20 protein-coding genes are annotated in these 18,832 nt (G+C 67.3%); 5 read left to right on the top strand and 15 right to left on the bottom strand.

Going from position 1 to position 18,832, the window contains the following annotated elements:
* The first annotated feature begins 94 nt into the window (after nt 1-94).
* Entirely contained in the window at nt 95-481 is a 387-nt protein-coding gene (locus tag OF380_RS12505) for a winged helix-turn-helix transcriptional regulator (RefSeq protein ID WP_264051071.1), read from the top strand.
* A 318-nt stretch (nt 482-799) separates the two neighbouring features.
* Here the strand turns inward: OF380_RS12505 and OF380_RS12500 are convergent, their stop codons facing one another.
* The 6 genes from OF380_RS12500 to OF380_RS12475 form a co-directional block, all read right to left on the bottom strand.
* Entirely contained in the window at nt 800-1,486 is a 687-nt protein-coding gene (locus OF380_RS12500) for a zinc metallopeptidase (RefSeq protein WP_264051070.1), read from the bottom strand.
* Nucleotides 1,487-1,735: 249 nt separating this feature from the next.
* Nucleotides 1,736-2,503 carry an amino acid ABC transporter ATP-binding protein gene (locus tag OF380_RS12495; protein ID WP_264051069.1) on the bottom strand — a complete coding sequence of 256 codons (768 nt, stop codon included), beginning with the start codon at nt 2,501-2,503 and terminating at the stop codon, nt 1,736-1,738.
* Nucleotides 2,496-3,152, bottom strand: coding sequence for an amino acid ABC transporter permease (locus tag OF380_RS12490; protein WP_264051068.1), 657 nt, complete (start codon nt 3,150-3,152; stop codon nt 2,496-2,498). Before OF380_RS12490 ends, OF380_RS12495 begins: the two co-directional genes overlap by 8 nt.
* On the bottom strand, nt 3,149-3,802 hold the full coding sequence (locus tag OF380_RS12485) for an amino acid ABC transporter permease (RefSeq protein WP_264051067.1): 654 nt from the start codon (nt 3,800-3,802) through the stop codon (nt 3,149-3,151). Before OF380_RS12485 ends, OF380_RS12490 begins: the two co-directional genes overlap by 4 nt.
* A gap of 41 nt (nt 3,803-3,843) precedes the next feature.
* Nucleotides 3,844-4,674: a transporter substrate-binding domain-containing protein gene (locus OF380_RS12480; RefSeq protein ID WP_264051066.1), complete on the bottom strand. Its 831-nt coding sequence runs from the start codon at nt 4,672-4,674 to the stop codon at nt 3,844-3,846.
* 80 nt (nt 4,675-4,754) lie between these two features.
* Nucleotides 4,755-5,147, bottom strand: coding sequence for a RidA family protein (locus OF380_RS12475; protein WP_264051307.1), 393 nt, complete (start codon nt 5,145-5,147; stop codon nt 4,755-4,757).
* A 281-nt stretch (nt 5,148-5,428) separates the two neighbouring features.
* On the opposite strand from OF380_RS12475, the gene OF380_RS12470 reads away from it, so the two are divergent.
* Both OF380_RS12470 and OF380_RS12465 read left to right on the top strand, forming a co-directional pair.
* Nucleotides 5,429-6,781: an aminotransferase-like domain-containing protein gene (locus OF380_RS12470; protein ID WP_264051065.1), complete on the top strand. Its 1,353-nt coding sequence runs from the start codon at nt 5,429-5,431 to the stop codon at nt 6,779-6,781.
* 344 nt (nt 6,782-7,125) lie between these two features.
* Nucleotides 7,126-9,159, top strand: a complete 2,034-nt coding sequence (locus tag OF380_RS12465) for a YgiQ family radical SAM protein (protein WP_264051064.1) — start codon at nt 7,126-7,128, stop codon at nt 9,157-9,159.
* Between the two features lie 170 nt (nt 9,160-9,329).
* Here the strand turns inward: OF380_RS12465 and OF380_RS12460 are convergent, their stop codons facing one another.
* The 8 genes from OF380_RS12460 to OF380_RS12425 form a co-directional block, all read right to left on the bottom strand.
* The gene (locus OF380_RS12460) at nt 9,330-10,211 is read right to left on the bottom strand and encodes an alpha/beta fold hydrolase (protein ID WP_264051063.1); all 882 of its coding nucleotides are present in this window, start codon (nt 10,209-10,211) and stop codon (nt 9,330-9,332) included.
* 65 nt (nt 10,212-10,276) lie between these two features.
* Nucleotides 10,277-11,020 (bottom strand): SDR family oxidoreductase, encoded by a 744-nt coding sequence (locus tag OF380_RS12455; protein WP_264051062.1) that lies wholly within the window; start codon nt 11,018-11,020, stop codon nt 10,277-10,279.
* Between the two features lie 11 nt (nt 11,021-11,031).
* Nucleotides 11,032-11,817: an SDR family NAD(P)-dependent oxidoreductase gene (locus OF380_RS12450; RefSeq protein ID WP_264051061.1), complete on the bottom strand. Its 786-nt coding sequence runs from the start codon at nt 11,815-11,817 to the stop codon at nt 11,032-11,034.
* A 208-nt stretch (nt 11,818-12,025) separates the two neighbouring features.
* Nucleotides 12,026-12,730: a dihydrofolate reductase family protein gene (locus tag OF380_RS12445; protein ID WP_264051060.1), complete on the bottom strand. Its 705-nt coding sequence runs from the start codon at nt 12,728-12,730 to the stop codon at nt 12,026-12,028.
* Nucleotides 12,727-13,581: an SDR family NAD(P)-dependent oxidoreductase gene (locus OF380_RS12440; RefSeq protein WP_264051059.1), complete on the bottom strand. Its 855-nt coding sequence runs from the start codon at nt 13,579-13,581 to the stop codon at nt 12,727-12,729. The genes OF380_RS12445 and OF380_RS12440 overlap by 4 nt, the downstream gene beginning before the upstream one ends.
* A gap of 13 nt (nt 13,582-13,594) precedes the next feature.
* Complete coding sequence (locus OF380_RS12435; protein WP_264051058.1) at nt 13,595-14,404, bottom strand: SDR family NAD(P)-dependent oxidoreductase; 810 nt, start codon at nt 14,402-14,404, stop codon at nt 13,595-13,597.
* 16 nt (nt 14,405-14,420) lie between these two features.
* A complete protein-coding gene (locus OF380_RS12430; RefSeq protein ID WP_264051057.1) occupies nt 14,421-15,146 on the bottom strand; it encodes a haloacid dehalogenase type II in 726 nt (241 codons plus the stop codon).
* Nucleotides 15,147-15,150: 4 nt separating this feature from the next.
* On the bottom strand, nt 15,151-16,038 hold the full coding sequence (locus OF380_RS12425; protein WP_264051056.1) for an NAD-dependent epimerase/dehydratase family protein: 888 nt from the start codon (nt 16,036-16,038) through the stop codon (nt 15,151-15,153).
* A gap of 134 nt (nt 16,039-16,172) precedes the next feature.
* Between OF380_RS12425 and OF380_RS12420 the strand changes: the two genes are divergently transcribed.
* Nucleotides 16,173-17,087, top strand: a complete 915-nt coding sequence (locus tag OF380_RS12420; protein ID WP_264051055.1) for a LysR family transcriptional regulator — start codon at nt 16,173-16,175, stop codon at nt 17,085-17,087.
* Nucleotides 17,088-17,269: 182 nt separating this feature from the next.
* Nucleotides 17,270-17,740, top strand: coding sequence for a cupin domain-containing protein (locus tag OF380_RS12415; RefSeq protein WP_264051054.1), 471 nt, complete (start codon nt 17,270-17,272; stop codon nt 17,738-17,740).
* 113 nt (nt 17,741-17,853) lie between these two features.
* Here the strand turns inward: OF380_RS12415 and OF380_RS12410 are convergent, their stop codons facing one another.
* Nucleotides 17,854-18,831 (bottom strand): sensor histidine kinase, encoded by a 978-nt coding sequence (locus tag OF380_RS12410; protein ID WP_264051053.1) that lies wholly within the window; start codon nt 18,829-18,831, stop codon nt 17,854-17,856.
* Between the last annotated feature and the right edge of the window lies 1 nt (nt 18,832).

Here is an 18,832-nt window from a genome sequence, read left to right as displayed (position 1 = left end):
TGACCGCGCCCGTTGCGATGCAGCGGGACCTATGGGTAGGTAGAGGTTCCAGCAAGAACCTACCGAAAGGTGGGTAGCCCACCTGAAGGTAAGTATGGCACCGGCGCGGGATTGGTTTTGCGAGGACCCGAAGCAGCAGCTCGTCTGGGCAGCGGCGACCAGCGAGACCCTGCGGGTTCTGGAGGGCAAGTGGAAGATCGTCATCATCGTCCAGCTCTTCGCCGCGAAGGTGCCGCTACGGTTCTCGCAGCTGGAGAAGCGGATCGAGGGTGTGAACCAGAAGATGCTGATCCAACAGCTCAAGGAGCTGGAGAAGGACGGCATCGTCACCCGGACGGTCTACCCTCAGGTGCCGCCGAAGGTTGAGTATGCGCTCAGCGCGATGGGCGTTGCGCTCGGGCCATCCATCGAAGCACTGATCGACTGGGCCCTCGCCCGCCGGGTGGCCATGGGCGCCGCGTGCGCGGACGTCGCCGGCTGATGCGTTTGGCGCAGCAGCAGCCGGGTTGGTTCGAAGGGGGAACGTCCGCTCACGGACCCGGCGGCAAGGCCCGCTTTCCACCCGACCCGGTCGCAGGCCTCTGTCTTACCGGGCGGCCTGCATGCGGACGTTCACAGCTTCGCGAAGGGGGCGGCACCGGATGGTCGCCGACCTGCGAACCGATTTCCCCTGCCAGGCGGTGCGTTGCTGTCCGCTCCTGGCGCAGAGCAACCACCGGGATGGCTGGCTCAGGCCTGGGAAGAGATGGTCCGATCGCAGCTTATCGGTGCTGAAAACCGGGCGCTCGCGTTGGACGTTTCAGAACGGCAGGAGTCGTCGAAAGCGGGCAATGTTCACGAGCGCCACCAGGGACGAAGCCACGTACGTCAGGGCGGCGGCGCGCAGGACGGTGTGGGCGCCGGGCATGTCGCCTTCGTCGAGGTAGCGACCCGTCTCTAGGATGGGCAGGGCCCGGCGGAAGCTCGCATCGAGTTCGACGGGCAGCGTCAGGAAGTGGAACAGGACGCGAACGCCGAGGAGCGCGATGCCGATACCCACCTGCACGACGAGCAGGGCAGGCGAATGGACGAAGACGAGCACCACGGGCGCGGTCATCGTCACCAGGGCCGCGGCGAACTCGAAGCCCTGCACCACCGGAGCGAACCTCACCCGCGCCGCGAAAAGCCGGTCCCCCGCCGCGTGCTGGAGTGCGTGGGCGACCTCGTGCGCCGCGACCGCGACCGCCGTGATCGAGCGGCCGTCATGATTCCCCGGCGACAGCCGCACGACGTTCGCGACCGGATCGTAGTGGTCGGCGGGCGCGATCTCGACGAGGACGTGCTCTAGCCGCGCCATGTCGAGCAGATGGCGGGCGAGCTCGCCGCCGGTCCCGGGCAAGTCCGGCCGCTCGGCGGCGTGTTGCTGCATCGCCCGGCGCACCCACCACTGGGGGCCGAACACCAGACCGAACAGGAGGGCGGCGCCAAGCGCGAGGAGGACGGGCACGAGGACTATGTAGGCACGTGGCCGTATCCGTGAAAGCGCGGCGCCTTCCTGAAAATGCCCACCGTCCGACAATGGGCTGACACGCGTCGAAGACCGGATTGGGTGGTGAACCGACCCGAACCCGTCGCCTTGAAGCGGACATTCCGCCTCCGACCCAAAAATGGTCGTCACGCTCGTTCCATCGGGCCTTCGAAGGCGGACGCTACCCTCCACGTCCGCGAACGACCGGACGCGTTGCAAGACCGGCGGTCAGTGTCGGGTCAGGAACCGCCTGGCCCGTTCCGATTGCGGATCGGTGAAGAATGTGTGTGGCGCCGCGACCTCCCGGATACAGCCGCCTTCCATGAAAACGATCGTGTCGGCCACATCGCGTGCGAAGTTCATCTCGTGGGTCACGACCACCATGGTCAGTCCCTCTTTCGCGAGTTCCCGAATGACGCCGAGCACCTCCCCGACCATCTCGGGATCGAGGGCGCTGGTCGGCTCGTCGAAGAGGATGACCTTCGGCCTCATGGCAAGCGCGCGGCTGATCGCAACGCGCTGCTTCTGACCACCGGACAACGTGTGCGGATAGGCGTCGGCCTTCTCGGCGAGCCCGACGCGAGCCAGGATCGCGCGGCCTTCCTCCTCGACGTCCCGCCTGGGGCGTCCGAGAACGTGGATCGGTGCCTCGATGACGTTGCCGAGGACGGTCAGGTGCGGCCAGAGTGCGAAGTGCTGGAACACCATGGCGATGCGGGTTCGCGCGGCGGCGAGTTCGCGCCGGGCCATGGGCCGTGCGGTCGCCCCCGTCCCCTTCCGGCCGATGGGCTCGCCGTGGATCAGGACCGAGCCTGCGCTCGGCTCCTCAAGCCAGTTCAGGCAGCGCAGGAGGGTCGACTTGCCCGAGCCGCTCGGCCCGAGAATACAGGTCGTCGTGCCAGGAGCGATGTCGAGATCGATGTCGCGCAGGACCTCGAATCCATCGAAATCCTTGCATACGCCCCGCACCGAGATCGCATCGTCGGTTTCAGCCATAACGCACCCTCCTCACACTCTCCATGCGGCGCACGCCCTCCTCGACCACGAACGACATGAGGAGGTAGAGGCCGACCGCAGCGGCGAACGGCGCTAATGGTGAAAAGTGGTTCGCGCTGACGAAATTCGCGGCGAAGGTCAGTTCCTGCACCGTGATGATCATGAGCAGGGCACTGTCCCGGATCGTCGTGATGATCTGATTCCCGATCACCGGAGCGGCCGTGATGGCGACCTGGGGCAGGATGATGCGCCGGTAGAGCAGGCTGCGGGACAGGCCGAAGGCGTGGGCGGCCTCGATGTTGTCCCTGGCGACGGCGAGGAACGCGGCCCGAAAGATCTCCACGAGATAGGCGGTGGTGTAGACCGTCAGCGAGGCCAAGCCCGCCCACCATGAGGTGAGCCTGAGCCCGAGTTCGGGCAGGCCGTAATAGACCACGTAGGCCAGCAGCAGGAACGGCACGCACCGCAGCAGATCGACGATTTCCGCCATCAACCGCCGGAGAGGCTTCGGCGCCTCGGTGAGGAGGATGGCGCCGAGAATGCCGAGCGGGATGCTGAGCAGCAGGCATCCCAGCACCAGCGATAAGGTATTGGCAGCCCCCCACAGGAAGACGTCCCGGCTCTCCCAGACGACCAGCAGCCCGTTCATGCTTGCCTCAGTCCGAAACGCCTGGCGATCCTGCGCTCGATGACACGCTGGCCCCGCACGACCGCTGCGATCAGCACCGTGTAGATGAGTGTCGCGACGAGGAAGGGCGGCAGCGGCTCGTAGGTCTCGGCGCCGACCCGGCCGGCTGCGCGGGTGATCTCGACGACGCCGATGATCGCTACGGCCGGGGTGCACTTGAGCAGGATCGTGACCTCGCTGACCAACGGGCCAAGGTTGGCCCGCCAGATCTGGGGGAAGACGATGCGGGTCAGGATCTTCCACTCGGACATGCCGAACGCGCTCGCGGCCTCGCGTTGGTCGCGGGGGAAAGTCTGGAGGGCGGCCCGCCAGATCTCGCTGCTGAATGCCGCCGTGTTCATCGTCAGCGCCACGATGGCCGCAGGAACCGGCTCCAGTTCGATGCCGGTCGCGGGAAGGATGAAGAACACGAAGAGGACGAGCGTCACGAAGGGCGTCGCGCGGACGACGCTCACGAAGTCGGCCAGCACGCCCGCGAGCACCGGGATCCGGCGCCAGCGCAGAAGAGCGAGGAGCAGGCCCAGGGGCATGCTGAGCAGGATGCTGATCGCCGCGAGCGCCGCGGTGACCACCGCGCCGTCGAGGATCGTCCGGATCGCTGGCCCCGTCATGACCGCTTGCTTCCGTTGTCAGAGGGCCGCCAAAGGCTTCGCTACTTCGTCGGCGTGGCCGGCATGTCCTTGAAGGCGCGGCCCAGCCACTTCTCCTGCAGGGCATAGAGCTCCCCGCTCGCCCGCACCTTCGCCATGAACGCGTCGAGGTAGGCGAGAAGGCTGTCGTTGCCCTTGGCCACGGCCCAGGCCGCATAGGTCGGCGCGCCGACCGCTTCACCCATCTTGAAGCGCTTCGGCTGGTCCTTCGTCAGACTGACGAGGTTCACGACGCCGTTGATCACGTAATCGAGCCGTCCGTTGGCGAGGTCCTGGTAGGCTTCCGGCAGGGACGTGTACTGAACCACCTTCCCGAGTTTCCCGCCCGCCTTGGCGAGCGTGGGTTCGAGATCGGCCAGCGCCGCATAGGACGCACCGCCGGACTGCACGCCGACGGTCTTGCCCGCCAAGTCCGCCACGCCCTTGATCCGAGTCTCATCGGCGCGAACCGCGTAATACTGGGTGGCATCCGCGATGGGCATCGTGAAGGCGAGGCTCTGGACGCGCTCCGGTGTGATCACGGCGGCGGTCAGTGCCACGTCGTATTTGCCGGTCGCGACGCCGGCCAGGAGCCCCGTCCAGGGGATGATCTGCTGAACGATCTTGAACGGCGCCTCCTTGCGCAAAAGCGCCAGAAGCTCGTGATCGAGGCCCATCGGCTTGCCATTCTCGACAAATTCGAACGGCTTGTAGCTGTCCTCGGTCGCGACGATCAGGGTTCCTTTGGTCTTGATCTCGTCCAGGCTCGCCGCAAGAGCGTGTGATGTGCCGTTGTTCAGGATGGCGCCGACCACCGCGACCATCCCGAGGACCTTGCCCAAAACGAAAGACATCGTTCAATCCTTCTGCTCTCGATGGTGACCGTGCCGCCTCCTCCGCCGCCGAGATGGTTCCCCGTCTCGGCGAACGATGTTCAGGGCTTCGGCGCTGTCGCCGCGCTGCGATGGGCGATGAGGTCGATCTCGACGAGCGCGTCATAGGCGAGCCCCGTCACGCCGATGCAGGTGCGCGCCGGCAGCCGATCAGGCGGAAAGTACGCCTTGTAGGTCGTGTTGAACGCGGCGTAGTCGCGTTGGAATTCCGTGAGGAACGCGCGCGCGACGACGACATGCTCGAAGCCCAGTCCGAGTCCCGCCAGCACCGCTTCGAGATTGGACATCACATGGCGCGTCTGCGCCTCGATGCCGTCCGGCAGGACGCCAGGGCTCTGCGGCGTGTCGGGCATCTGACCCGTGACGAAGACCATGCCGTCGATCTCGACCGCATGGCTGAAGGGCGCCACCGGCGTCGGGCCGCCGGCGATCATGTGGAAGAGCGCGGCCGATGACGTCGTTTCGGAGTTGGGCACCGTGATCTCCCTGGCGCAGGTCCAGCATGCAGGACACGTCTTGGCCCACCTCGGTGCGCCGCATTGTCATGGTCAAACTAGCTGATATTGTCCGGTCCATCGCGTGGAAGCTTGTGGCACGCTGCTGGAATTTCCGGCGCAGGTCGGGGGCTACCGAGACAATCACCATGACAATCGGGGAAGACATGGCTCGGCCGACATGGACGGACGCGGTCGAGCGGACGGAGGGGCCTCGTTACTTGGCCATCGTCGGCGCGGTCGAGATCGCGCTACGCTCCGGCGTCCTGCGCCCTGGCAACAGGCTGCCGCCGCAGCGGGATCTGGCCGGCTGGTTGTCCCTCAACCTCGGGACGGTCACCCGGGCCTATGCGGAGATGCAACGCACCGGCCTGGCGCGGGGCGAGGTCGGCCGGGGCACGTTCCTCAACCCCGTGCAGGAGACCGATGGGCCGTCATCCCTACGGGTACCTGCCCCACGCCCGGCCTTCATCGATCTGTCCCACAACTTCCCGACGCATGCGATGCACCACCCCGCGTTGGCGTCGATACGCCCGGCATTCGAAGGCGACATCGATGTCGGCGGCATGCTTTCGTCTCAGGTCGATGTCGGTCTCGGCCGGCACCGTGAGGTCGCGGCACGCTGGCTCGGCCAATTCGGGATCGAGGCCCAGGCCGACGACGTGCTGATCACCTGCGGCGGTCAGCACGGATTGCTGCTCGCGCTCATGGCGTTGACCCGGCCAGGCGAGTCCGTGTTGGCGGAGGAGCTGAGCTTCTACGGCTTGAAATCGGCCGCCGGCATGCTGGGTCGCTCGCTCGTCGGCGTGCGCATGGATCGCGAAGGTATCATGCCGGAATACCTCGACGTCGTTTGCCAGCGGACCAAGGCGAAGGTCCTGTTCTGCACGCCGACACTGCACAACCCGACGACGGCGACGATGTCGTTGGAGCGGCGGCGCGACGTCGCCGAGGTCTGCGCACGCCACGATGTCATGGTCGTCGAGGACGACGTCTACGGGTTCCTGCCGAACCCCACGTTGAGACCTCTGGCGGCGTCCGCTCCGGATCGCGTCGTTCACATCTCGAGCCTATCGAAGCTCGCCGGTCCGGGACTTCGCATCGGCTTCATGAAAGTGCCGCGTCATCTGGTTTACGCGTTCGGGATCGCCCTTCGTGCCACGACGCTGATGGCATCTCCCTTCACCGCGGAGTGGGCGACGCGCCTCCTGGCGTCGCAGAAGATCGATGAAATCGTCAGTGCCTTACGCACGGAAACCGAAGCACGACAGGCGCTCGTGGCCTCCGTGCTGCCCGAGCGGTCCATCATGACCCATCCCAACGCGTTTTACTTCTGCCTGAACCTCGGGAACGGCTGGTCCGCAGAAGCTTATACCCAAGCCGCCGAAGAGATCGGGGTGGGGGTCACACCGCTCAGCTTGTTCGAGGTATCCGCCTTGCATCAGAGCGATAGCGTGCGCGTCTGCGTCAACGGGGCCCCGAACCGAGAATCATTGCGTGAAGGCCTGGAAAAACTCGCGGGCTTACTCGTATCGGGAGCACCATCGACCGTCCGGTTCAGGGCGGCGATCTGAGCCGGGGACCGTTGGTGGCCTGGTAGACGTCCGATTTCGTCGTTGTCATCTCGGAAGGATACGGGTGGCAAGCCACCCATCATGGACGAGACGGGACCGTCAGGTGACGACCCAACCTCGCCCTTCCAGGGACCGTTTCCGAGATCCATCGGCGGATGGTTGAACAGATACCGCCGTCGGATGGACGCTGGCCAACGAAAAACGACTCGCCGCCCGGCCTGTGCCCGCGTTTCGCGTCTGGTGCAGAGTGAGTGCCAGTCTCGGCCGCTGTCGTGAGGTCGCGGCTCCCGGGCCCCTCCGCTCTTCGTTGAGCTCGCGGGCCTGGCGGTCTATGCACGGACCCCATGGACCTTCAAGCTTCCGCGAGCCGATCCCCGGCTCCCCTCGCCTGCAAGCTGCCGCTTCTCAGCAAGGCGGCACCGTTCCTGCCGATGAGCCGCGCCGAGATGGACGCGCTTGGGTGGGACGCCTGCGACATCGTCCTGGTGACGGGCGACGCCTATGTGGATCATCCGAGCTTCGGCATGGCCATCATCGGCCGCCTGCTCGAAGCGCAGGGCTTCCGGGTCGGCATCATCGCGCAGCCCGACTGGCAATCGGCGGAACCGTTCAAGGCGCTGGGCCGGCCGACGGTGTTCTTCGGCGTGACCGGCGGCAATCTCGATTCGATGGTGAACCGCTACACGGCGGACCGTCGCCTGCGAAGCGACGACGCCTACACGGCGGGCGGACAAGGCGGCGCCCGCCCGGACCGCTCGACCATCGTCTACACGCAGCGCTGCCGCGAGGCCTACAAGGACGTGCCGATCATCCTCGGCGGCATCGAGGCCTCCCTGCGCCGGATCGCGCATTACGATTACTGGTCCGACAAGGTGCGCCGTTCGATCCTGGCGGATGCGAAGGCGGATCTGCTCCTCTACGGCAATGCCGAGCGTGCGGTGGTCGAGGTGGCGAACCGTCTCGCGGCGGGCGAGGCGCCGCACCAGCTCGACTCCGTCCGGGGGGTCGCCCTGTTCCGCCGCGTGCCCGCGCATTACGCCGAGTTGCCCGCCGACGATCTCGATTCGGCCGACGAGGCCGCCTCTCGCCGCCCCGGCGACACCGTGATCCGGCTCCCCGCCTACGACGAGGTCAAGGACGACAAGGAGGCCTATGCCCGCGCCTCGCGGGTGCTGCACCGGGAGGCCAACCCCGGCAACGCCCGCCCCCTCGTCCAGCGCCACGGCGATCGCGACCTCTGGCTGAACCCGCCACCGATCCCGCTCTCCAGCGAGGAGATGGATGCGGTCTACGACCTGCCCTACGCCCGCGCGCCGCATCCCTCCTACGGCGATGCCAAGATCCCCGCCTGGGACATGATCAAGTTCTCGGTGACGATCATGCGCGGCTGCTTCGGCGGCTGCACCTTCTGCTCCATCACCGAGCACGAGGGCCGCGTCATCCAGAACCGCTCGGAGGGCTCGATCCTGCGCGAGATCGAGCACATTCGCGACAAGACGCCGGGCTTCACGGGCGTGATCTCGGATGTCGGCGGGCCGACGGCGAACATGTACCGGATGGCCTGCAAGGACCCGAAGATCGAGGCGGCGTGCCGCCTGCCGTCCTGTGTGTTCCCGGACATCTGCCCGAACCTCAACACCTCCCACGACGACCTCATCCGGCTCTATCGCAAGGTCCGCGAGGTGGAGGGCGTCAAGAAGGTGATGGTCGCCTCCGGCGTGCGCTACGACCTCGCGGTGCGGAGCCCCGAATACGTCGAGGAACTCGTGACCCATCACGTCGGTGGCCGTCTCAAGATCGCGCCCGAGCATACCGAGCGCGGCCCCCTCGACCTGATGATGAAGCCGGGGATCGGCACCTACGACCGATTCAAGGAGATGTTCGACGCCGCCGCCAAGAAGGCCGGCAAGAAATACTACCTGATCCCGTACTTCATCGCGGCGCATCCCGGCACCACTGACGAGGATATGCTCAACCTCGCGATCTGGCTGAAGAAGAACGACTATCGCGCCGATCAGGTCCAGACGTTCCTGCCCTCGCCGATGGCGACGGCCACGACCATGTATCACACCGAGATCAACCCGCTGCAGGGCGTGCGGCGCGGTGGCAGCGAGCCGGTCGACGCGATCAAGGGGATGCGACAGCGCCGGCTGCACAAGGCGTTCCTGCGCTACCACGACCCCGAGAACTGGCCCCTGTTGCGCGAGGCGCTGCGGGCGATGGGCCGCGCGGACCTGATCGGGCCGAAGCCGGACCAGCTCGTTCCGTCCTCGCAGCCGCCGGGAACGGGTATGGGTAAGGCGGGCGGTCAGCCGCGCACCATGCGCCATCCAGGCGCGCCGCGCTTCACCACGAAGGGCGTGCCGCTGAGGAAGTGACGGCCTCGCGCGCCTGGTAACCGAAGGTCCGAGGGCGGCTTTCGGGGTTCTATGCCTGGAAACGGACGGATTGAAGACCACTCGACCAAGTCGTAGAGCGGACGGGCGGGTTCCGACCCAACATGGTCATACAGCCGGATGCGTCCGATCCCTGGAAGCAGACGTCCATGTCATCGGGCGAACACCTTGATGGCGTCGACAAGCCCCTCGGCATTTTCCTCGGGCACCCAATGGTTCGCCCGCTCGATGGTGCGAAAGGTTACGTCCCCCGCGACCTCGCGCATCATCCCTTTTGTGAAGGAAGCGAACGCACTGGCCGCGCCCGAGAGCGCTAGTACCGGCATTGTCAGTTTGCCGTCCCGGTCGAGGTCCGCGCGGTTGCGCTCGGCGTCCGTCGGGAATGCGCGGTAGAGTTCGAAGCCCGCCCGCATCGCGCCGGGACGCGAGAAGGCACGCACGTAGCGGGCGACTGCCTCAAGGCCGATGGCCTCGGTGTGGAAGGCAAGGTCCTGGTAGAAGCGCTCCAGGTAGAGCTGCTCCCGCCCGGCGGTGAGGAGTTCGGGCACGTCCGGGGCGCGATGGAACTGGAAGTGCCAGAGGCGGTCGGTGTCCACGAGCGCCTTGTCATAGGCGGCGGTACCGGGCAGCGGCGCCTCCATCACGACGAGCCGCTCGGTCCGGTCCGGGAATCGACGGGCGAATGCGTAGGCGACCATCATGCCGATGTCGTGCCCGACTACCGTTACCGGTCCGGTGAGGCCCAGGTGGTCGTAGAGCAGCGCGTGGAGGTCACCCGCCATGGTGTGCTTGTCGTAGCCGCTCGGCGGCTTCGAGGAGCCGCCAGCGCCGCGATAGTCCGGGACTACGACGCGCAGGCCCGCAGCGACGAGAAGGGGGACTACCCGGCGCCAGGCATAGGCCGTCTCCGGGTAGCCGTGAATCAGCAGCACGGTACGCTCGCCCGTCCCAGCGACGCCGTGATGGATGCGGATGCCGGGCTCGACCTCGGCCGAACCCCATTCGATGGTCGCGTTGCCCCAGTTCTCGCGCATGGTTCTCTCCTGATCGGGGGGGCGGATGCCGGCGCCGAACCGTGGTCGCGTGCTGGTCGCGAGGTTCACCAACCCTGCTTTGTGGGATGGACGACGACGTCGCTCACGGTCACGTTCGCGGGCTGGTCGAGGGCGTAGGCCACCGCGTCCGCGACGACCTCGGCGGGGATGGCGTCCTTGTTCAGCTCGGTCGCCGCCTTGTGCCCCTCGGCGTCCGAGACCTTGTCGGCCCAACCCGTGTCGATCACGCCGGGGCTCACCATCGACACCTGGATGCCGTTCGCGACGCCGACCTCCTTGCGTAGGCTCTCGGTGATGGCCCGGACGAAGAACTTGGTCGCGCTGTAGACGCCTGCGCCCTCGCCGACGTTGATGCCGGCGACCGAGCTCATGTTCAGGATGCGCCCGGACCGGCGCTTCAGCATTGACGGCAGCACCGCCGCGATGGCGTGGAGGTAGCCGCGTAGGTTGGTGTCGATCATCCGGTCCCAGTCGTCGACCGCCGTGTCCTTCCAGGCGGAGAAGAGCATCAGGCCGGCGTTGTTCACCAGGACGTCGACCGCGCCGTAGGTCTCCTCGGCGAAGGCGGCGAGAGCCTTGGCGTCGGCTCGGTCGGTGACGTCGGTGACCCTGTACTTCGCCGTCCCCCCGGCCTCCGTGATCTCGGAGACCAGGGCGCGCAGCTTGTCCTCGTTGCGGGCGGCCAGGACGACCTTGGCGCCCGAGGCCGCGAGCCGCTTGGCGGTGGCCGCGCCGATCCCGGAGGAGGCACCGGTGACGACCGTCACCGCGTTCGTGAGGTTGCTCATGGTGATCCCCCTCAGCCCTGCAGCTTCGTCTTCTCGGCGTGGCGCGCGGCCTTCACCGGCTCGGGCGTGACGCGGTTGTCGACGACCGTCTGCTTGGTCTCCTCGTCGCCGCCGACGACGTGGTCGACGTCGTTCATCAGGGCCTCGAAGCCCTGCCGGGCGACCTCGGTCTTGTCGTTCTTTTTGCCCTGGTCGATGGCGCTGGAGGCCATGCCGGCGTTCTTGTGGAACTGGCTGTCGGTGGCGCCGGGCAGCAGGGCCGTCACGGTCACGACGGTCTCACGGAGCTCCTCGCGCAGGCTCTCGGCGAACATGAAGCCGAAAGCCTTCGACGGGCCGTAGACGGTCTCGTAGGGGGTCGGCATCGTGGCCGAGACCGAGGACGTGATCAGGATGCGGCCGCGCCCGTTCGGGACCATGTGCTGCACGACGCGCTTGGCCAGGTGCACGGTGCCGGTGATGTTGACTGCGATCAGCCGGAACTCGGCCTCCAGCGTGTTGTCGACGAAGGCGCCGCCCTGGCCGATGCCGACGTTGAGCGCCGCGGCCTCGACCGGCCGGCCGAGCCCGGTCACGAAGGTCCAGAAGCCCTCGACGCCTTCGTAGGTCGCGGCATCGGCCTTGTGTGGGTAGGCTTCGGCGCCGAGCTCGCGCAGGGCGTCGGCCGCGGCGTGCACCTTGTCGCTGGAGCCGGAGATGGCGACGTCGAAGCCGTTTTGGGCGAACTGCTTGGCAAGCTCGAAGCCGATGCCGGACGAGCCGCCGGAGACGAGGGCGAGGGGACGTTGGGTGGTCATAATCTCAATCCTTGGTTTGTAGGGTGATGCGGGCATGGGGCATCGTTCGCGGGAGGGGACCTCCCGTGTGGTTCGGCGCCCGGGGCGCCGCTCGGTGTCGATGCGGTGACGAAGACTTAACGAAGCCGGAGGCCGTTGGCTGCCTCTAATCCGTTCACTTGGATTGCACGCCGAGTTGAGTGGGGTTCACCTCGGTTTGTGGGTCGGATTACACTGGCGCGTAGGCGACGCGGTACCGGAGGGCGACGGCGCCCGCCGTGCGGACCTCGGTGGAGACGAGGCTCAGCCGGACACGGTCGGCCAGTCCGTCCTCGCCTGCCTCGAACAGGGACTGGCTTCCCGAATGGCCGCCGATGGCCGGGAACAACACCAGGCTGATCTCGTCCACCAGTCCCGCCTTCAGGAACGCGGCGTTGGTCCGGGCACCCCCTTCCAGGATCAGCCGGCGGACGCCGAAGGCTGAGGCCAGCACGTCGAGCGTTCGCCCGAGATCGATCTCCGGGCCTTCCGACACGACGTAGGAGATGCCGTCGGCGGCGAGTTCGGCGAGGTGCGCGTCGGGGACGTCCCGGGCCAGGATCATGACGAGGGGCGCCCCGTAGGTCTCCGGCCCGGTCCAGTGCAGCTTGCCGTGCTGGTCGATCAGAATCGCGTATTCCTCGGCTCCAGCCCGCGCGACGTGGACCGGACGCTCTACCGCGGGCACCGGCTCCTGCGGGTGCGGCCGTCCCTCGGCGAATTCCTCGCCAACGGCCCGGCCAGCGATCCACGCGTCGCCCTCCAGCGCCTCGTGCACGCGGTCGTATTCCGCGACCAACGACTCCGACGAGCGCCCCGTCGACGGGCTCCAGCGGTCGACGAGCAACTCCCCGTCTAGAGGACCCATCATGTGGCAGATGACGTACGGCCTCATGTGCCAGCCTCCTGTGCGACGAAGGCGTCGAAGCGCCCCGTCCAGTCGGGGTGCCAACGCGAGAGCGCCGGCCGGTTCTCGGTGATGTCCCGGGCGCCCCAGAGGATGCGGGCGGCGTCGAGCTCGGGCGTGACGACGTTGTCCGGGCAGAGGATGTAGAAGTCCCCGCGTCGGAAGCGGCCCTCGAAGTGGGCGAGCAGGCGCTCCGCCGTCCATGCCTCGTCGGGCATGGTTGCGCCGGCGGGCTTCCGGGCGGCGTTCATTGGCGTCCAGGTGTACCCCGGAACGAGCAGATGGGCCGTCACCTTGTTCCCGGCCTCGGCGCGCAGCTCGTGCGCCAACTGCTCGGTCAGCACCTTCACACCGGCCTTGGCGACCGAGTAGGCGGCGTTGCCGGGTGGGGTGGTGATGCCCTCCTTCGAGCCGAGGTTGACGACCGCCCCGCGTCCGACCTGGGCGAGCATACGCGGCACGAAGATCGATTGCGCCGTGACGATGGAAAGCAGGTTCACCTCAAGCTGGCGGCGCCAGGCGGACGGATCGGTCCAAGGCCCGGCGCCGGCGATGACGCCGGCGTTGTTCATCAGGACCGCGACCTCGCCGAAGCCGACGTAGGCCGATGCGCACAGCGCGTTCAGGTCGTCGGCGGACGTGACGTCACCGACCGTGGTCCGTACGTCCGCCCCCCGGCCAAGATCGGCGGCGAGATCCCGGAGGGCGTCCTCGTTCCGGTCGAGGAGGCAGAGCCTCATGCCAAGCGCGGAGAAGTGCCGTGCGGCAGCGGCGCCGATCCCGAGCGCCGCGCCGGTGATGACCGCGACGCGGCCCGGTGCGAGAAGATCGTCGTTCATCGTCATCGCCCCCTCACTTCAAACCCGAGCCGGGCTCCGCCCCGCCGGAATGGGCCGCGGCCTTGGCGGTGTCGGGCAGGATGTTGTTGAGCACCCGGCCGATGAATTTCGAGCCGGGCTTGCCGGCGACCACGCGGTCCTTGCCGGCCTTCATCGCCTCGTAGCCCTCCTGGGCGACCTTGGTCGGGGCGGCCTTCTCGCCCAGGCCGAGCTTGGTCGTATCCATGCCGGCGCGGTGCCAGAACGGGGTATCGACCTCGCCCGGCAGCAGCAGCGTGAAGCTGACGCCACTGTCCTTCACCTCCTCCTTCACCGCCTCGACGAAGCTGATCAGGAAGGCCTTCGTGCCGCCGTAGACGGCCTCGTAGGGGGTTGGCATCGTGCCGGAGATTGAGGCCGTATAGAGTAGCCGGCCCGCGCCGCGCTCCACCATCGCCGGCAGAAGCCGCTTGGTCAGGTGAACCTGCGAGACGACGTTGAGCTGGATCATCTTCAGCTCGGCCGCGAGGTCGATCCCGCCGACGAAGTAGCCGCCGACGTCGACGCCGGCGTTCAGGGCCGCCGCAGCCAGGGGGCGACCTGTCCCGGCCACGGCCTGGGCGAGAGCCTCGACGCCGTCGTACTCGGTGAGGTGGGCCTTCACGACGATGGCCTCGACGCCGGTCGCGCGGACCGCGTCGGCGGTGCGCTCCAGGCCGTCGTTCTGGCCGGTCGCCGTGATGAGGACGTCGTGGCCGTCGGCCGCGAACAGCCGGGCGAGCTCGTAGCCAATGCCGCTGGACGCGCCCGTGACGAGCGCGAGCGGGCGATGGGTGTCGGTCATGTCGGTGATCTCCGATTCAGGGGCAGCCGAGGGCGTCGGCGGCCTCGGTGAGGCTGTCGACGACGATGTCCCAGCGTCCGGCGGGGGCGAGGTCGGTGGTTTGGCCCGGGCCGTGCTCGTGAGGCCGGCGGACGAACACGGTGCGCAGGCCGCAGGCCCGGGCGGCCTTGAGGTCGTCGTTGTGCACGGCGACCATGCCGACGCGTTCCGGCGGCAGGCCGACCGCCTCGGCCGAGCGCAGGTAGGTCTCGGGCATCGGCTTGTAGGATCGGGCGATCTCGGCCCCGACGATGACGTCCCAGGGCAGGCCGCCGAACCGGGCGAGCCGCATCATGCCGGCGAGGTGGCCGTTGGAGAGCGGGCCGATGGCGAACCGCCTTTTGAGGCGGGTCAGTCCCTCGACGCTGTCGGGCCAGGTGTCGAGCCGTTCCCAGGCCCGGTTGAGATCGGTGAGTTCGCCGTCCGGGAGGTCACAGACCGCCACGCCGTGCCGGCCCAGCACGGCCCTCAGGTTCTCGCCGTTGAGGACGTCGAGGCGGACCCAGGGACGACGGCCCGAGCGCACCTCCTCCATCGCCGGCTGGTAGAGGGACCGCCACTCGTCGGCGAGGGCGAACGGATCGAGGCCGATGCCATGGCGGTCGAGGAACGGCGCAGCAGAACGGGCGACGCCCGAGCGCCAATCGACCACCGTGCCGAAGGTGTCGAAGCCGAGGAATCCCAGGTGATCAAGACCGGTCATGCCCTCAGACCTCGTCGGTCCAATGGTGGACCGGCTTGAAGCCCAGGACCCGCTTGGCCTTCTCGTTCGAGAGGATGACCTCGTTGCCGGCGAACGCCTTGCGCCGCTCCGCCTTCGGGAAATGGCGTTCGAGGAGCTCCGCCGTCGGCGTGCGCATCACCGTCTCGTCATTGGTGATCAGGAACGCGTCCTTGCCGCGGGCCTCGTACCGGATCGCGCACTCGATGGCCTGGGCGGCGTCGCGGTTGTCGATGTAGGTCCACATGTTCCAGAGGCGCCGGGTCGGGTCGTCCTGCCAGCCCTCGAACCTGGCGTATTCCTGCGGGTCCATGACGTTCGAAAGCCGCAGGCAGGTAATGCGCATCTCAGGATCGTTGAGGCAGAACTGGCGCGCCATCTCCTCGCCCAGCACCTTGGTGAGCGCGTAGACGTTGAAGCCGCGCATCGGGTAGTCATCGTCCACCGGGACGTAGGGGGCGTCGGTCTTGTCGAACGGTACGCCGATGCCGACTTCGCTGGCCGCCCAGACGATGTCCTTGATGCCGAGCCGGCGAGCCGCCTCGAAGACGTTGTAGGTCGCCATCATGTTGAGCCGGAACTCGTCGCTGTCCGGCAGCATGCGCGGGTGCGGGATGCTGGCGAGGTGAACGACGACGTCGAACGCCTTGGGTTCGGCGTGGGCGTAGGTGTCCTCCCCGGCGGACGACAGGGCGTCGAGCGCCTGGCCGAAGTCAGTCAGGTCGGCGACCATCGCCAACTCATTCGGATCGGTGGGCGCATCGCGGTCGATGACGAAGACCTCGTAGCCCTTGTCCTTAAGGTAAGGGACGAGGGTCCTGCCGACCTTGCCATGGCCTCCGGTCACGGCGATGCGCTTGCTGTTTTCAGCCATGTCTCGTCCTCGATTGTCAGTGGATACCGGCGTCCGGCCTTGCTGACATTTAAACACGCGGCGGCTCGCTTGTGCCGCGATCAAACTCATCGTAGTGTTCAGTTGAGCTCAACACAGGACAGGGGGCGGCAATCGTGGCGGGACTGACCCGGGGCGACCTGGGCGACCTCAACCTGTTCCGTGTGATCGCCCGGGTCGGCGGCTTCCGGCGCGCCGCCCTCGAACTCGACGTCTCGCCCTCGGCGCTGAGCCACGCCCTACGCGGGCTGGAGACTAGGCTCGGCGTGCGGCTGTTCAACCGGACCAACCGCGCCGTCACCCTGACCGAGGCCGGCACCGATTTGCTGGCGCGTCTTGAGGCCGGGTTCGGCGCCATCGAGGAAGGCCTGGAGGCGCTGAACCGCTACCGGGGTAAGCCGGCCGGCCGGCTCCGGCTCAACGTGCTGACCGATGCGGCCCGACTGGTCCTGGGTCCGGCCCTGTCGTGCTTCCTTGCCGAGTACCCCGAGGTGAGGCTGGAGGTCGTGGTCCAGGACGACTTCGTCGACATCGTCGGGGAAGGGTTCGACGCGGGCATCCGCTTCGGGGGGCGTGTCCCCGAGGAGATGATCGCACTACCCATCGGCGGCGACATCCGGTGGGTCATGGTGGCCTCCCCGCACTACCTCGGGGGTGCCCCCCCGCTCGAACACCCTTCCGACCTCGCAGCCCACCGCTGCATCGGTCTTAGGATGGGCACCGGCGCGATCTACCATTGGGAGGTGGAGCGGGGGCCGGAGCATCACGTCGTCGACGTGGCGTGGTCCGTCGTGCTGAGCGAGACGGCGCTTGCGCTTGCGATGGCCGAGACGGACGGCGGGATCGCCTACTGCCAGGATGGCTTGGTCGCACGGCAACTGGCCGCCGGCACCCTGGTGGAGGTCTTGCCCGAATGGAGTTCGCCGGGACCGGGCTTCCACGTCTACTATTCAAGCCGACGCCAGGTGCCTCAGGCTCTGCGGGCGTTGATCGCGCACCTGCGTGAACGCGTCGGTACGGAGTCGTCCTAAACCGGCACTCTGTCTGAGCAACGTTCGGGGACCTTCGACAGCATTTGGCAGGCCCGCCCGGCTGACGGGCCGCCGCATCGATCCGCCGTGCGGGACGTTGCCCCAAGGTCAACCCATCCGATGCGGCGGAAAGCCGTGCGTCGCCCACGAGCGGCCGCATGGGGGAAACGGAAGGAAACCGAATGCCGAAACCCATGTTCGACGAGAGCAACATCACCTGGCGGACGCTTGACTGGCTGCCGCACATCGCCTTCTTCGTCTACAAGGTCGACGAGGAAAACCGCATCGTCGACGTCGTCTTCAAGTTCGCCGCGAACCAGCGCGTGATGCTGCACCGGCACAGGAGTCCCTACGTGACCCTCGTGATGCAGGGTGAGCTGCGGTTCTATCGCCCAGACGGGACGCACAAGGAGACCCGCCCGACTGGCTCCTATGTCTCAGGCGTGGCGAACGGCGAGCCTCACCTGGAGGGTGGCGGCGACGAGGACGCCATCGTGTTCTTCAGCAACCGCAACATTGAGGACGCGCTCTACGAGTTCCTCGACGACGCGGGCAATCCCGTCCAGGTTCTCGGCATCGCGGACTTCAAGGCACAGCTGGAAGACCAGATCGCTACGGGGACCTACCAGAAGGTCACCTCCAGGGCGGCGTGACTCTTGCGGCACCGGGGAAGCGGATGAGCATTCCCGGTGTCGTACCATCGCTTGGCCGGCGTTGCCTGACATGCGCATGGGATACCCACGACCACGTCCGGTGCACGCATTACCTATTCCGTCGGCACCACCATCTCGAAGTGCAGGCCGCTCCCGTCGATGGTGCGGTGGAAGCGTCCGCGTAGGCTCCGTTCGATGGTCTGCTTGAGCAGGCGCGAGCCGAACCCCGTGCCATCGGCCTTGTCCGCCTTAGACGGAGCTACGCCTTCTTCCCAGGTCAGCCGTATCTCATTGCCATCGATGCCGCCCTGCAGCCTTAGGGTCCCGCCTCCTGACAGGGCGCCGTACTTGGCCGAGTTGGTGGCGAGCTCGTGGAAGATCATTGCGTAGTCGTTGACCCGACCCGGCGCGGCGGTAACGCTCCCGTCGATTGCAATGAGGACGTTGGCGCCGTCCCGGTAGGGGGACAGGATGCGCTCGGCGAGGTCCTGGAGCCTGACATCGCCGAGGTCGTGCTTGTGCGAACGCGTCGCCAGCGATGTCGCCTCGTGCAGGACGCCGAACCGCCGCGAGAGATCCTCGGCGAAGTTGGGCGTCGACTTGGCCTCGCGGGCGACGATGGCGGTGAGTGCGCGGGCGACCGTGAACATGTTCGAGACGCGATGTTCGAGTTCGGCGGTCAGGAGGTGCTCGGCCTCCTCGGCGCGCTTGCGGTCGGTGATATCGAGGAAGATGGCCTGCACCCACTCGCCGACCTGGCCGGTGTCGCCACCGACGCCGCGTGCCGAGATCCAGCGGGCATCGGGACCGTCGCCGATGCGGAAGTCGAAGCTATAAGGGCCCGGATCGGTCGCGCTCGCGTCCCAGTCGAGCATCATCCCGTGGCGGTCCTCCGCGTTCACTTTCGCGAACAACTCGTCGATGGGAACGACGGTCTTACTGGTGGCCCAGAATTCCCGGCACAAGCCGTCGAGTTGGGCCAGTCGCCGGCTCGGCGACCAGGCCCACATGGCGACGCCACCGCGGTGGATCGTGTCGGTGAAGCTCGCCAGCGTCCACTCGTACTCGGTCGGCGTGGTATCCTCAGCCATG

Origin of the sequence: Methylobacterium sp. FF17, assembly GCF_025813715.1 — a bacterium.
Classification (GTDB): Bacteria; Pseudomonadota; Alphaproteobacteria; order Rhizobiales; family Beijerinckiaceae; genus Methylobacterium; species Methylobacterium flocculans.
The sequence above is the reverse complement of the archived record's forward strand: the minus strand, read 5'-3'. Positions and strand labels throughout refer to the sequence as shown.